The sequence below is a fragment of the Collinsella sp. TF07-1 genome, from assembly GCF_003437235.1.
In the GTDB taxonomy this organism is placed as follows: domain Bacteria; phylum Actinomycetota; class Coriobacteriia; order Coriobacteriales; family Coriobacteriaceae; genus Collinsella.
Map to the genome: position 1 here is coordinate 47,745 of NZ_QSRV01000010.1, position 14,240 is coordinate 61,984.

General features: G+C 61.0%; 13 protein-coding genes. 12 read left to right on the forward strand and 1 reads right to left on the reverse strand.

From position 1 onward, the window contains the following. The first annotated feature begins 170 nt into the window (after nucleotides 1-170). From DXC67_RS05535 to DXC67_RS05585, 11 genes are all read left to right on the forward strand, one after another. Entirely contained in the window at nucleotides 171-1,022 is an 852-nt protein-coding gene (locus DXC67_RS05535; protein ID WP_117637653.1) for a type III pantothenate kinase, read from the forward strand. An 85-nt stretch (nucleotides 1,023-1,107) separates the two neighbouring features. Then, nucleotides 1,108-1,632, forward strand: coding sequence for a dCMP deaminase family protein (locus tag DXC67_RS05540; RefSeq protein WP_099432128.1), 525 nt, complete (start codon nucleotides 1,108-1,110; stop codon nucleotides 1,630-1,632). A 172-nt stretch (nucleotides 1,633-1,804) separates the two neighbouring features. Further along, on the forward strand, nucleotides 1,805-2,083 hold the full coding sequence (locus DXC67_RS05545; RefSeq protein WP_117637654.1) for a NifU family protein: 279 nt from the start codon (nucleotides 1,805-1,807) through the stop codon (nucleotides 2,081-2,083). 109 nt (nucleotides 2,084-2,192) lie between these two features. Beyond that, nucleotides 2,193-3,014 (forward strand): prolipoprotein diacylglyceryl transferase, encoded by an 822-nt coding sequence (gene lgt / locus DXC67_RS05550; protein WP_117637655.1) that lies wholly within the window; start codon nucleotides 2,193-2,195, stop codon nucleotides 3,012-3,014. Between the two features lie 135 nt (nucleotides 3,015-3,149). Then, nucleotides 3,150-5,333, forward strand: a complete 2,184-nt coding sequence (locus DXC67_RS05555; protein ID WP_233503175.1) for a DUF6020 family protein — start codon at nucleotides 3,150-3,152, stop codon at nucleotides 5,331-5,333. Nucleotides 5,334-5,497: 164 nt separating this feature from the next. Continuing rightward, complete coding sequence (locus DXC67_RS05560) at nucleotides 5,498-6,304, forward strand: YebC/PmpR family DNA-binding transcriptional regulator (RefSeq protein WP_117584122.1); 807 nt, start codon at nucleotides 5,498-5,500, stop codon at nucleotides 6,302-6,304. 166 nt (nucleotides 6,305-6,470) lie between these two features. Continuing rightward, entirely contained in the window at nucleotides 6,471-7,016 is a 546-nt protein-coding gene (locus tag DXC67_RS05565) for a hypothetical protein (RefSeq protein ID WP_118094713.1), read from the forward strand. Continuing rightward, the gene (locus DXC67_RS10600; protein WP_233503061.1) at nucleotides 7,009-7,386 is read left to right on the forward strand and encodes a DUF2273 domain-containing protein; all 378 of its coding nucleotides are present in this window, start codon (nucleotides 7,009-7,011) and stop codon (nucleotides 7,384-7,386) included. The genes DXC67_RS05565 and DXC67_RS10600 overlap by 8 nt, the downstream gene beginning before the upstream one ends. A 44-nt stretch (nucleotides 7,387-7,430) precedes the next feature. Beyond that, nucleotides 7,431-7,946 (forward strand): Asp23/Gls24 family envelope stress response protein, encoded by a 516-nt coding sequence (locus DXC67_RS05575; RefSeq protein WP_055251999.1) that lies wholly within the window; start codon nucleotides 7,431-7,433, stop codon nucleotides 7,944-7,946. Nucleotides 7,947-8,152: 206 nt separating this feature from the next. After that, on the forward strand, nucleotides 8,153-9,175 hold the full coding sequence (locus DXC67_RS05580) for a YitT family protein (protein ID WP_082435553.1): 1,023 nt from the start codon (nucleotides 8,153-8,155) through the stop codon (nucleotides 9,173-9,175). Nucleotides 9,176-9,325: 150 nt separating this feature from the next. Continuing rightward, on the forward strand, nucleotides 9,326-10,630 hold the full coding sequence (locus DXC67_RS05585) for a zinc-ribbon domain-containing protein (protein WP_158551297.1): 1,305 nt from the start codon (nucleotides 9,326-9,328) through the stop codon (nucleotides 10,628-10,630). Nucleotides 10,631-10,770: 140 nt separating this feature from the next. On the opposite strand, the gene DXC67_RS05590 is transcribed toward DXC67_RS05585, so the two are convergent. Continuing rightward, nucleotides 10,771-12,234, reverse strand: a complete 1,464-nt coding sequence (locus DXC67_RS05590; protein WP_117637658.1) for a M20 family metallopeptidase — start codon at nucleotides 12,232-12,234, stop codon at nucleotides 10,771-10,773. A 168-nt stretch (nucleotides 12,235-12,402) separates the two neighbouring features. On the opposite strand from DXC67_RS05590, the gene DXC67_RS05595 reads away from it, so the two are divergent. Further along, nucleotides 12,403-14,040, forward strand: a complete 1,638-nt coding sequence (locus DXC67_RS05595) for an amidohydrolase (RefSeq protein WP_233503176.1) — start codon at nucleotides 12,403-12,405, stop codon at nucleotides 14,038-14,040. Nucleotides 14,041-14,240 lie beyond the last annotated feature (200 nt).

Consider the following 14,240-nt stretch of genomic DNA (forward strand, 5'->3'; position numbering starts at 1 on the left):
CGCTTCCCCCGGGAGCGCCGTTACGGATACGGCGCGGGAAGTCGGGTTACCAAGGGCCGCCGCGTGAGCTCGCAAACGACCGCGCACCAGTATAGCCGCAAGCTAGTCATTTTGGGATGACTGGTTTAGGTAGGCGATATACTGCTGGACAGACGAAAGGAGTGCCGACGATGCTTAATGGGTGCGCATATATATTGACGGTCGACGTGGGCAACACGTTCATTCGCTTTGGCCTGTTTGCCGAGGATTCGGCCGCGGCACAGGAATGCCCGCTTGCGACGTGCGAGATCACGACGCCGTCGAGCATTACGGCCGACGAAGCGCGTATGCGTCTCGCTCAAGTCATGGCCGCGCTGGCGGCCGATGCGGGCATGCCCGGCGCGCTCGTTCCCGCAGCTGCAGTCCTGAGTTGCGTGGTGCCGGCGCTCGAGCGTCCGTGGAAGGCGGCACTTTTTCGCACCTGCACGGGGCGCGTGCTCACCGTGGGGCCGGGCCTCAAGACCGGCATGCCCGTCCGCTACGACGACCCGGCCGAGATCGGCCCCGACCGCATTGCCGACGCCGTGGCGGCCCGTGCCGTCTACGGCTCTCCGTGCATCGTGATCGACTTGGGTACCACGACCAATATCGAGGTCATCGACGCGCGCGGCACCTTTGTGGGCGGCGTCATCGCGCCGGGTCTGGCGCTTGGCGCCCGCTCGCTTTCGGCTGCTGCGGCGCGTCTGCCGCAGGTCGAGCCCTCGGCACCCACGCATGTGATCGGCCGCAACACGCGCGAGGCCATGCGTTCGGGCGTGGTTCTGGGCGAGGTGGCCCGCATCGACGGCATGCTCGACATGGTGCTCGCCGAGATGCGCGCGACCAAGGCCGCGGGGGAGGGCGACGTGCCCATCGTCATTACCGGCGACGATGCCGAGGCGCTCGCGTCGCTGGTCGGCCACAGCCTGACGGTAGACGACGCGCTGACGTTGCGAGGACTCGCCGAGCTCTACCGCATCAACCAAAAGCCCCGCCGCGTGTAAAAGTGAGGGCGCCGGTGGGACAAACGCCCCCCACCTTTCACCTGCTACAATGGGTCAAACTATTGCGATTACGGAGGTGTCTGCCATGTCGGACGATCTTCATCAAACTTCGTCAGGCAAGCGCCTGGACGTCATTAGCTGGGACGAGTTCTTTATGAGCGTGGCCATCGCCGCACAGCGCCGCAGCAAGGATCCCAACACGCAGGTGGGTGCGTGCATCGCCAGCACCAACCACCGTATCCTTTCGGTGGGCTACAACGGTACGCCCTCGGCGCTCAACGACGACTTTTTCCCGTGGGGTACGAGCGACGACCCGCTGCAGGACAAGCACAACTACGTGGTCCATGCCGAGGCCAACGCCGTGCTCAACTACCGTGGCTCGCTCAAGGACCTCGAGGGTTCCACGGTCTACGTCACGCTGTTCCCGTGCCACGACTGCGCCAAGATTTTGGCGCAGGTGGGTGTGGGCGAGGTTGTCTACCTGGACAACAAGTACGCCGACACCGACGACGGCCGCATCAGCCGCCGCATTCTCGACTCCTGCGGTATTAGCTACCGCCAGGTTATCGTCGATGTTCACATCGGTACCGAGGGGCAGGCTCAGCAGTAGCGCGTGACAATGCCAGCTGGTAACAACAGGCAGCTAAAAGATCCCCGTCCCAAATTGACTGCTCGTGAAAGTCGTGTCCGCGCGCATGGATGGCTCGTGAGCGGGTACATGGCTGTAGTAACATAGCCCCTGTCCGCGGGCGTGCCCGCGTTATTGTGAGAAAGGAGCCCCTGTGGCTGTTAACGAAGAGCTGCTTAAGAAGGTTCTTGAAGAGATTCGCCCCAACCTGCAGGCCGACGGCGGCGATATGGAGTATGTGGGTGTTGACGACGAGGGCGTCGTCAAACTGGAGCTGCAGGGTGCCTGCGCCGGCTGCCCTATGAGCGCGCTGACCCTGTCCATGGGTATCGAGCGTATCCTCAAGGAGCATGTGCCCGGCGTTACCCGTGTCGAGCAGGTTAATGCCTCCGGCGAGACCGACGACCTGTACGACGAGTACGCGCCGTTCTAAGATGCGAAAGCTGCGGACGGCATACTCCGCATAGACGTTACGCCCAAATATGCGGCTGCGAGCGCAAGGCCCGCGGCCGCATTTGTATGTAGGGAGTAGGAGGGTCGACATGCTCAACGACTTCTACCATATGCTTGATCCCGTCGCGATTTCGGCGGGGCCCATCACGATTTACTGGTATGGTCTGGCCTATGTGGTCGGAGCTCTGCTCACGGCGGTCGTCATGTATCGCACGCAGCGTCGCTGGGGCTTTAGCATCACGATTGACGACCTGACGAGCGTCGTGGTCGGTGTGGTCTTTGGCCTTATCATCGGCGCCCGCCTGTTCTACGTCATCTTTTACGGCGACGGCTACTACTGGGCACATCCGCTCGAGATCTTTGCCACCAACGAAGGCGGCATGAGCTTCCACGGTGGCCTGGTCGGCGGCATTATCGGCGGCATCATCGTTTGCCGCATGTATAAGCTCGACGCATGGACTCTGGCAGACCTTGCTGTCATCGGCGCGCCGCTGGCCTTGTGTCTGGGCCGTTGTGCCAACTTTGTCAACGGTGAGCTGTGGGGCAAGCCGACCGATCTGCCCTGGGGTGTAGTCTTTGGCGGGACTGCGGGCGATATGCCGCGTCACCCCTCCCAACTCTACGAGGCATTTCTTGAGGGCATTGTGCTCTTCTGCATCCTGCAGGTGCTCAGCCGCAAAAAGCCGTTGCTGCCCCAGGGCACGTTTATGGGCGTGTTTGTGATGGGTTACGGCATCGTCCGCTTCCTCGTCGAGTTCGTGCGCGTGCCCGATGCCCAGCTGGGCTATCTGCTGGGCGGCGTCATCACGATGGGTCAGCTGCTGAGCCTTCCGCTCGTGATTGCGGGCCTGGCGCTCGTCATCTTTGCCCTCCGCCGCAACCGTCCCCAGCGCATCTACCTCGACTCCTAACCACCACAAAGGGGACAGGCACTTTTGTGGTGGTTTGCTGGGCAACGATGACAGAACCGTAACGTTTCCCCAGATAAAACCTGCCAAAATAAACCTGTCCCTTTTTGGCAGGTTTCTAGAAAGGCTCTTTGGACTGTGAAGGATTCCGATCTCTCCACAACGGCTGCGCGCGACGCGGCCCGCATCGTCTGGTTTAAGCGCTACCCCGCCAAGCAGACGCTCATCGCATTTCTGCTCGCGCTGTTGGCGACCACGGCGTTTTCCATCGATCCCGCCCCGGTGTCGAGCAACGCAGTCTTGGCGATTGACCCCAAAGCCTCGGGCATGCTGTACGTGTGCTACGAGGTGCTCCTCTCGTTTGCCGGCCATACCGACGCGGTCATGCTGCTTGCGCTTGCCTGCCTGCTCACGCTGCCGTTTCGCTACGTATTCTTTGGCCGTGGCGACACCTGGCGCCCGTCGATCATTCTGCCGTCGCTGTTTTTCGCCATCTGCATGGTGTTCGGCCGCAGCTACGACCTCACCGACTCGGCCGAGATTGTTCTTGGCGACAAGGCCCGCATCATCTGTGCCTGGATTGGCGGCGCGGGCTGGATGCTCTTGGCGATCGTTGCCTTCTACCTGGCTTTTGAGTGTCTAGATTGGCTGAGCTCTCGGCGCATTCCGTTTTCCGAAGCGCACTTTGGCCGCGTATGGCGTGTGGCTCACGCCGTGCTCTCGGCCCATCCCTTTGCCGGGCCCTTCCTGGTGCTTATGATCGCCTGGGCGCCCACGCTCATCGCTTCGCTGCCCGGCCTTTTTATGGGAGATACGGGTGCGCAGATTCGCCAGTGGTTCAACTATCCCAACGGCACGAGCGACTACCTGCGCCTACTCAACCCCAATGTCCTGCTCAACGGGCATCACCCGGTCGTGCACACGGCCATTATCGGCTCGTGCGTTCAACTGGGGCTTTCGGTCTTTAACAGCGCCAATGCGGGGCTTGCCATCTACACCTGCGCTCAGTTCGTCATTACGGCCGCCTGCATGGCCTATTCCGTCTCGTCGCTGCGCAAACTGGGCGTGAGCCTGCCGGTCCGCGGCGTGATCTTGCTGTTCTTTGTGTTTATGCCCATGTTCTCTAACTACGCGGCCCTGCTCACCAAAGACGTGCTCTTTGCCGACGCGTTTTTGGTGCTGTTGGTGCAGACCGTGAAGCTCGTGGCCTGCGGCCTGCCCCGTCGCGATGCCAATGCCGAGCGTGCGGGCGAGAAGGCCCCCGTGCTCTTTGCGCGCCATGACTGGCTGTTGTTTGCGCTTGCTGCCATGGGTTCCACGTTTTTGCGCAATGGAGGCCTGGTGTTTCCGCTGGCGGCGTGTATGATCGCGGCGGCGTTTTGCGCATGGGATGTACATGTCGCTCGTCGTGCGGCTAAGCAGACGGGCACCGCGGTCTCATGCGTCACGCCGCGATTCCGCTGGGTTGGCGTCCTCGCGGTGCTCGCGCTCTGCCTTGCCTCTAATATGTACTTCACCAAGGTCTTTATGCCGGCGCACGACATCACGCCCGGCTCCAAGCGCGAAATTCTCTCGATTCCGTTCCAGCAGACGGCTCGTTTCGTTCAAAAGCACGATGGCCTCAACTCGGGTGTCAACCCCACGGTAAAGGAGGACGGCACCATCGTGGAGGCGCCCTGCGACGGTTTGGTGACCGACGAGGAGCGCGTCGTGATCGATCGCGTGCTCAAGTACGAGAACCTGGGCCGCCGCTACAACCCTGACAAGTCCGATGCCGTCAAGAACTGCTTTAACGAGTACGCCTCGCAGGAGGACATCAAGGCCTATTTTGAGGTCTGGGCGCAGATGTTCAAAAAGGATCCCGAGTGCTATATCTCGGCGCTCATCAATAACTATTACGGCTACTTTTATCCGAGTGCCCGCGATGCCTGGGTCTACAGCACGGCGCGTAGTGCCGAGATCATGGCGCGTCCCGACAACCTCAAGTACTTCGACTTCCATCCGGTTGACAGCAACGTGGTGCGCTGGTGTGACCACCTGATCAATCTGTACCGTGTGGCGGTGCAGCGCATCCCGTTTATTTCGCTCACCATGAGCTCGGCCACCTATGTGTGGATCATGATTGCCGTGGTGGTCTACCTGCTGCGACGTCATTCATGGCGTGCGCTGGCGATCTGGGTGCCGCTGTTGGGCGTGCTCGCCGTGTGCCTGATTGGTCCGTGCAACGGCTCGACCTACATGCGCTACCTGTATCCGGTCATCGCCTGCATGCCCTTCGCCATCGGCGCCACCGTCACCCGCAGCGACTTCCTCTGGTCCTAACTTGGTGCATTGGGGTCAGGTTTCTTTGCACCAAAGGGGACATCATCACGACGCCTTCATTTTGGGGTTTATCTCGCAGGCTAGTAGGTATATCATAACGACGTTTGTTTATATTGCCCGAGCATCTGCGCTGGGCTTTAGGTCGAAACCGATAGGAGACACGTATGTCCGGACACTCTAAGTGGGCCACAACCAAGCATCGTAAGGGCGCGCAGGACGCCAAGCGTTCCGCCCTCTTCTCCAAGCTCAGCCGCAACATCACTGTTGCTGCCCGTCTCGGCGGTGACCCGCTGCCCGAGAACAACGCCAGCCTCGCCGCTGCCGTTGCCAAGGCCAAGGCTCAGTCCATGCCTAAGGACAAGATCAAGTCCGCTATCGACAAGGCTTTTGGTTCGGGTGCTGACGCCGCCGTCTACGAGAACATCGTGTACGAGGGCTACGGTCCCGCCGGTGTCGCCGTCTACGTCGACTGCCTGACCGACAACCGCAACCGTACCGCCGCTGATGTCCGTTCCGCCTTCTCCCACGCTGGTGGCAACCTGGGCACCTCCGGCTCCGTCGCCTTCCAGTTTGAGCGCAAGGGCCAGATCGTCGTCGCCAAGGAGATCCTGGATGAGAACGCCAAGAAGGAGACCATGATCGCCAATGGTGCTGCCGGTGACGAGGATGAGTTCATGATGGCTATCGCCGAGGCCGGTGGCGAGGACTACGAGGATGCCGGCGAGGAGTGGATCGTCTGGACTGCTGCCAACGAGGTCATGGCTGTCTCCAAGGCGCTCGAGGAGCAGGGTGTCCAGGTCAAGGGCTCCGAGACCACCATGGTCCCGACCACCCCGACCGAGGTTTCCGGCGCCGACGCCAAGAAGGTCCAGCGCCTCATCGACCGTCTTGAGGAGCTCGACGACGTCCAGGACGTCTACAGCACCATGGACATGACCGACGAGGTCATCGCTGCCCTCGAGGAGGAGTAGCGCCAGCACGGATTGAGCCGTGCATATCTGGGCATAATGAAGCGAGCATGCAAGCCTCGTGGAATAGATGAGCCGGATCCGCGTGCGTAGAGCACCGGACCCGGCTCTTTTATAATGATGCGAACCGTTTTGCATTTCGAGAGCCGAGATTTGAAGGGAGCGCCGCGTGCGCGTACTCAAACGAGCCCTAGCGATCGTGTATCTTGCCGCCACCATCGTGGCGCTGGGTACGCTTGTCTGCCAGTTTTGGGGGCCGTATACGTATCGCTTTATGCTGCTGATGCGCGACCCCATGCCGCGCATCGTCGTGACGGCGTGCGCCGGCGTCGTGGCGATCGGCGTACTGCTGAGCTTTTTCCGCCTGATGTTCGCCCGTCGCGAGCCGTCCTGCGTGCATCCGGCGGGGGAGCGCAATATCGAGGTTACCCTTGCGGCGCTTTCTTCGTGCGCCAGGGTTGCTGCCGGGCGCGACGACCGCGTGATGGTCGAGCATGTCGAGGCTCGCGTCCAAGGCCCCGACGATTCGCACGTCCGTTTTAAGGTCGAGGCTATCGCGCTTGACGATAAGGACGTGGCATCTCTGGCTACCGCGATGCAGCAGCGCATCGAAGAAGCCTGCGATACCATGCTCGGCGCGCCGGGTACGACCGCGCGCGTCCGTTTTTTGCCGTCCAAGACTACCGTCCAGACCGTGGAGGTTTCCGGTGAGTGATACCAATCAAGATAAGACCGCTCGTACGCCGCGCCTGACGATTGACCAGAGCGCCACGTCGGCGAGCGAACCTGTTGATTCCAAAGCAGAGGCAACCGAGTTACAAGACGCGGCAGCCGCGGATTTTGACGAGGCTATGGGTCTCATCAAGGGTACGGGCGCTGCCGTCTGGAGCTATGCTGTGCGTCATCCCAACACCACGCTCGGCGCCGTCGCCGGCTTTATCCTCGCCGTGTTGGTGCTCACGTTGGGCCTGTGGGACACGCTCGTCATTGCATTCTTCGTGCTGATCGGCGCTGTGATCGGCCAAATTCGCGACGGCGAGAACGGGATCGTCAACTTCTTCGGCCGTCTGTTTAGCGGCCGCTAATATGTATTCGACTGTCGCATCCGCGGCAGGCATAAGGAGGAACCATGGCTTTTAATACGAAGGTCGATGTAGCCGATACCGAGCTCGAGGAGAACGAGGCGGTCGTCGCCGAAGCTGAGGATGTGACGCTCGAGGATGAGGCTCTCGTCGAGGCCGAGTCCGATACGGATGAGGACGACGAGGAAGCGGATGAGTCCGAGGACTCGCTGACCTATTCCAACGGCGTGATCGAGAAGATCGTTGCCATGGCCACCCGCGAGGTTCCGCACGTTCTGGGCATGAAGGGTAACCTCATGCACTTTGTGCAGGAGCAGTTTGGTGCCGAGAATCTGACCAAGGGCGTGACGGTCGAGGTCACCGACGATAATCGCGTGGTCGTCAACATCTCCGTCATCATCGAGTACGGCGCCTATGCGCCCGCGATCTTCGACGATGTTAAGGCACGTGTCACCGAGCGCCTTGCCGCGATGACTGGCCTTGAGGTGGCGGGCGTCAACCTGCGCATCGAGGATGTCATCACCCCCGAGGAGTACGAGCACCGCACCAGCCAGCACGAATAACCTTCCAAAAAGGGACAGGTTTGTTTTGGCAGGTTTTATCTGCGAAAACATTAAACGGCCGACCGCGCAAGCAAAAGCGTGGCCGGCCGTTTTTGTACGCTCCCGATATAGTCATACCGCTCGTCTAACTAAGGGTTGCAATCCCCACGTTCCGCGTTACTCTAATGGGCGCATTGTTTCCAAATTGTTAACGAGGGGTTGCCGTAATGGCCGACGAGCACGAAACAGAAAGCAAGGCATGGGCGATTGAGGCCGCTGCGGCAGAGGCGGCGTCGCGTGCTGCCGAGGAGGTGCATCGTCCTCCCGTAGTGCCGATGGAGCGCGTGGTCGATCGCGATGTTATCGAGCGGGGCGAGCGCGCTGGTCGCAAGCGCAGTCAGGAGCCGGGCTTTCCGCGCTTTTTTGCCGAGCTCAATTTGGGTCTGATCCTCACGGCCTTTGCCATCGTTGCGTTTAAAACCCCTAATCACTTTGCTTTTGGCGGCACCTCGGGCGTGTCGGTCATTCTGTCCACGCTGTTCCCGACCCTGCCCGTCGGCGTTTTTATGTGGATTATCAATGCGGTCCTGGTCGTTCTGGGCTTTATCTTTTTGGAGCGCAAGGCAATCCTGTGGAGCGTCTTCGCCTCGTTTGCGCTGTCCGCCTATGTTTCGCTGTTTGAGCTCTTTATTCCGACCGATGTCTCGATGACGGGCGATATGTGGCTCGACCTGTGCTTTGCCGTGATTCTGCCGGCGCTCGGCAGCGCCATTGTCTTTGACATCGGCGCCTCGACGGGTGGCACGGACATTCTTGCCATGATCCTCAAGCGCCGCACGACGCTCGAGATTGGCCGCGCCCTGCTACTGGTCGATATCGGCATCGTGACCATCGCGGCCTTCTTGTACGGCCCGCGCGTCGGTCTGTATTGCGTGCTCGGCCTGTTTGCCAAGACGCTTGTGGTCGACAAAGCCATCGAGAGCATCCACCTGCGTAAAGTCTGCACGGTCATTTGCTCCGAGCCCCTTAAGGTCGAGGAGTTTATCGTCAAGCATCTCAACCGTACGGCGACTATTAGCCGCGGCTACGGTGCTTTCTCGGGCAAGTGCGTGACGGTGATCATGAGCGTGCTAAGTCGTCGCGAGGCCGTGCAGCTGCGTCGCTACGCTCGCGAGATCGATCCGGGTGCCTTTATCACGATCGTCGACAGCTCCGAGATCGTCGGCAAGGGTTTCCGCGGAACGAACTAACGCGGTCGAGCTCATCAAACAATCGAATAGCGCCCTGCGCGTTGCAAATACGTCATGTTGGAGCATTTGTCCCCACATTGGGTGATAATGATGCTAAAGACATCGTTTGCGATCCAGATGATTCGCTCATGATACGAAGGGATGATTTCGATGTTCTGTTCGCAGTGTGGTGCCCCCATGGGCGACAACGACAAGTTCTGTGGCGCGTGCGGTGCTCCTAATGCCGGTGCCGCTGGACCCGCTCCCCAGGGACAGCCTCAGCCCCAGCAGTTTGTTCCGCAACCGCCCGTGGCGAATGCGCCAAAGGGCTGTGTGGCTCAGGCGTTCCAAGATATGACCAAGACTCCGGGTGTGCTTCAGCGTGTATGCCAAATCGCGTTTTTGCCGGCGCTGATTTGCGTTGTGTCGGTGCTCGTGTTGTTTATTCCCGTTATTGGCGGCATTGTGGCTGCCATCGGCTTTTTGGCAGCTTGCATTGCGAGCGTGTGTGGTTCCGGCTTTGGTATCGAGTGGGGCCGTGATCTTTCGCTCAAGGTCGATGACGGCATGGACCGTCCACTCATGCGTTCCACGTCGTTTGGTCTCGGAGTCTTTTCGAGCGTTATCTCGGTCGTGCTCGAGGTTATCGCTGCCATTCCCGTTATCGGTGTAGTGCTTTCGCTGGTGGAGAGCGTGGTAATTGGCGCCGCGGGCTCGTATTCTTATTACGGCTCCTATGCGCTCGAGGCTGCGCTGTTTGGCTCGCTTGGCCTGCTTGTCCTGGCTATGATTGCCACGGCGGTCTTGGGGGTCTTCTTTAAGATGTTTGCCGACATCGCCGTGATGCACTTTGCGGTGACCGGTCGTGTGGAGAGCGCGTTTTCGCTTGATAAGGTCTGGGCGGCCTTTAAGAACAATAAGACCAAGCTGTTCTGCGCTTCGTTCCTCCCCGAGTTTTTGACGGGTCTGGTCGCTAACGTTGTCACTTGGATTCTGACGTTCGTCTTTGGCACCATTGCCTCTGTCGGTATGTATAGCTACTACTACCGTCCTACGGCTATTGAGGCGCTTGTTACCGGCGGTGGCATTACGCTCGTATTGTTCTTGGTGCTGACGGCGTTTGTCACGGTATTTCTCACGGTCTTTGGCAAGATGCTCAAGCACCGTGCCGTTGGCTATTGGGTTGCGCGCTACGCAAGCGAGTGGGCCGACGAGGACAAGGACGACGTACTGACTTTTGTGCTGCCGTTTGAGAAGAAGTCTGCTCCGGCTGGTTTTAGCGCCGACGTAGCGCCCGTATCCGATTCCGCTGCGGCGCCGGCGCCTGCGCCCGAGCCTGCGCCTGAGCCTGAGCCTGAGCCTGAGCCCGCGCCCGTGCCTGAGCCCGAGCCCGCGCCCATGCCGGAACCGGAGCCCGAGCCTGCGCCTGAGCCCGAGCCTGCGCCAAGCTCCGACGAGGACCCGCAGGACGAGTAACCCTGCCACCTGCCATTTGGGGACGGGGTAGAAACGGTAGAAATAGCGCTTGACAAATAAGCGGGGACGGACGTGCCGAAGCGTCCGCCCCCGCTTTGATATCGCGATGCGGCTATGACTGCGAGATGGTCGTGGATCGACTACTCGTCGTGCTTCTCCTCGCGGCGAGCGGCGGCACGTGCATCGTGGATGCCCTTGATCGCGGCATGACGAGCCGTGCGGGCATCATGGATAGCATCGCGAGCCTCGGCGGACGTGGCCTTGGCAGAGCGCAACTTGGCGGCCAAGTCGGGGTTGGTTTCGGCGACCGCGGTGATCGCGGGGCCGTCGAGCTCCTCTTGGGTGGGCTCGGCCAAAAAGTCGATGGCATACTGGGCGGCCACCATGGAGCCCTTTGCCAGCACAGTCTCGTCGATCTTGTAGAAGCAGGAATGTTGGGCGTACGTGGCGCCAATCTTGGGGTTGCGCGTACCTACAAAGGCGAGCACGCCCGGTACGCGGCGCAGGTACTCCGAAAAATCCTCGCCCGAAAGCGTGCCGCGGTAATGGCCTTGGCCGGTGGGGCCCAAGCATTTGATTACTGCCTGGCGGCAGCGCTCGCTCGAGGCGGCATCGTTTTCGACCTTGTAGTTGGCGATGGTGTAGTCGGTGAGCTTTGCCTCGGCGCCCAAGGCGGCCGCGGTATGCTCCACGATGCGGCGCATGAGCTCCGGCATTTCCTCGTGGGTCGAATCGCCGTAGGTGCGCACCGTGCCGGCGAGGTAGGCCGTGCCGGCGATAACGTTGCGCGCGGTTCCGCCGTGCAGCTCGCCGACGGTAATGACGGCCGGCTCGTAGGGACTGATCTCGCGCGAAACGATGGTCTGCAGAGCGTTGACGATCTCGGCGGCAACCATAACGGCGTCGTGACCGCGCTGGGGCATGGCGCCGTGGCACGAGGTGCCGCGGACGTCGATGCGGAACCAGTCGGTATTGGCCATGCGCGGTCCGGGCTCGCAGCTCACGGTGCCGGCGTCGACCTCACTCCAGATGTGCGCGGCGTAGGCGCCATCGACGCCGTCGAGCACGCCCGTGCCGATCATGAGCTTGGCGCCCTGGCCGTTTTCCTCGCTGGGCTGGAAGACGATGCGGACTTCGCCGTGGATGTCGTCGGTCATATGGCGCAGGATTTGCAGCGTGCCGAGCATCATGGCGATGTGGCAGTCGTGGCCGCAGGCGTGCATGCAGCCCTCGTTGACGCTGGCAAACTCCTCGCCGGTCTGCTCGGTGACGGGCAGGGCGTCGATGTCGGCGCGCAGCAGGATGCGGCGGCGTGGCGTGCCGTCCTCGCGATAGGCGTCGGGCGCGGTGCCGCGAAGGGTCGCCACCAGGCCCGTCTTGAGGGGACGCTCGTAGGGGATATTCATGGCGTCGAGCTGGTTGGCGATGTCGGAGGTCGTGCGCTCCTCGGCAAGGCTCAGCTCCGGGTGCTTATGGAAGTGCCGGCGCTGCTTGATGATATAGGGTTCAAACTCGGTAGCGATATCTTGGATGGCTGCGGTGACGTCGTCAGCCGCTCGCACTTCGGTCGCCGCCATAATCTGCTGTGCCTTGGTCTTCGTCATGGTCGATTTGCTCCTTGCTGGGTTGATCGCAAAATCGTACAGGCTCTCTCCAGTATGCCACCTGCCGCTAGGGCTGGTAAAGTTGCCGTTTGCCGCTTGGGGTTTTGTTACAAGGGCGGGGGAGTACACTCGGGGGTGTTGAATTTCCTGCCAGAGATGGGGATGCCCATGCAACATATCGATCGGATTATCCGCTCCAAGAACGTCTTTACCGCGCAAGACGGTATCGATACCGCCCGCGAGCTGGCGATTGCCATCGCAGGCGACCGTATCGTCGCAGTCGGTGCGCCCGATGACGTGATTGCCGCCGCTCCTGCCGCCACGTTGGTTATCGACTACGGCGAGCAGTTTGTCTGCCCCGGTTTCCACGATGCTCATCTGCATTTCTTCCATACCTCGGTCGGTTCCTCGCCGTACATGCTCATGGATATGGGCACGTCCGAGGCGGCGCTGGTGCAACATGCGCTCGAGTTTTCCCAGGACCTGCCCGACGACGCTTGGGTTGTGACGCAGGGCTGGCGCGATTACCGTTGGGACCCGCCCGAGCATCCAACCAAGGCGTCGCTCGATGCGGCTTTTCCTGATCGACCCTGTGTTATGTACTCGGGCGACGGGCATACGTTGTGGCTCAACAGCCGCGCGCTCGAGGCACTCGGCGTGACGCGTGACAGCGAGCCGCCGGCGGGTGGCAGCTACGACAAAGATGCAAATGGCGAGCTCACGGGTATTGCTCATGAGGCTGCGGCCATGCAGCTGCTGCCGCGCTGTCTTGAGTGGCTGGGTGAGGACCGTATCGCGAGCGCGTATGCCGACCAAATGAAACGCATGGCCGAGCAAGGCATTACCTCGATTTGCGACATGTCGCTCATGCCCATGCCGGGCTGCGATTTTATCCGCGATGATGTCTACGACAAGCTACAGGCAGCCGGCAAGCTGGGCATCCGAGCCCATCTGTTCCCCACGTTGCTGGATGACCAATCGCGCTTAGAAGAACTGCAGACCCGCTACGCGAACAACGCGCTGCTCTCGGCACCGGGCTTTAAGCAGTTCTTCGACGGCGTGTCGAGCGAACACACGGCGTATCTCACCGAGCCCTATACCAATCCGCGCTTCCCGGGCGACCAGGGCCGTCTGACGGTTCCCGCCGAGCGCATGCGCAAGCTAGTTCTGGCGGCCGCGGAGCGCGGCCACACCGTGCGCATCCACGTCATCGGCGACGGTGCCATCCATGCCGCGCTCGATATCTTTGAGGAGGCGGCAGAGCTCTACGGCCTGCCCCAACACGGCCATAATACGCTTGAGCATCTGGAGAATCTCCTGCCCCAGGACATCGATCGCCTGCGCAAGCTCAACGTGATTGCCTCGAGCCAGCCCTGTCACATTACGCTCGACCCGGGCGGCCCCGAGCGCGATTTGGGCATGGAGCGCAGCCGCATCATGTGGCCGTTTGCAACCTATAAGCAGCGCGGCATTCGCCAAGCCTTCGGTACCGACAGCCCCATCACGCCTGTTACCAGCATGAACGTGCTCTACACGGCTATCACCCGCCAAGACCCCCGCAGCCACTGGCCCGAGGGCGGCTGGCTGCCGAGTGAGCGCATCGATGCGGCAACGGCCCTGCGCAACTACACCCTGGGCAGCGCCTACGCGGCAGGCGACGAGCAAAACCTCGGCAGCCTGGAACCCGGCAAATACGCCGACCTGGTAGTCCTGGACCAAAACCCACTCACCATCGACCCCCAAGAACTCCAAGCCACCAAAGTCCAAGCCACCTACCTGGCAGGCAACTTAATCTACGAGCGCTAGCCCCATACCCCACCCACAAGGGGCGCGTTTCAGCAACGTGCCCCTTTCTTGTTCGCACCATCCGCATCGCCATTTTGCTGTACTGACTTTTCTGAATGCCGGGCCCGAATTAGTTAACCTGCCTCCCGGGGCGGACCGGAGGGCATGAAGTTTGTCGCGAGTTCCGCACGCAAAGGAAAGCACTTAATGTGCTTTCCGTC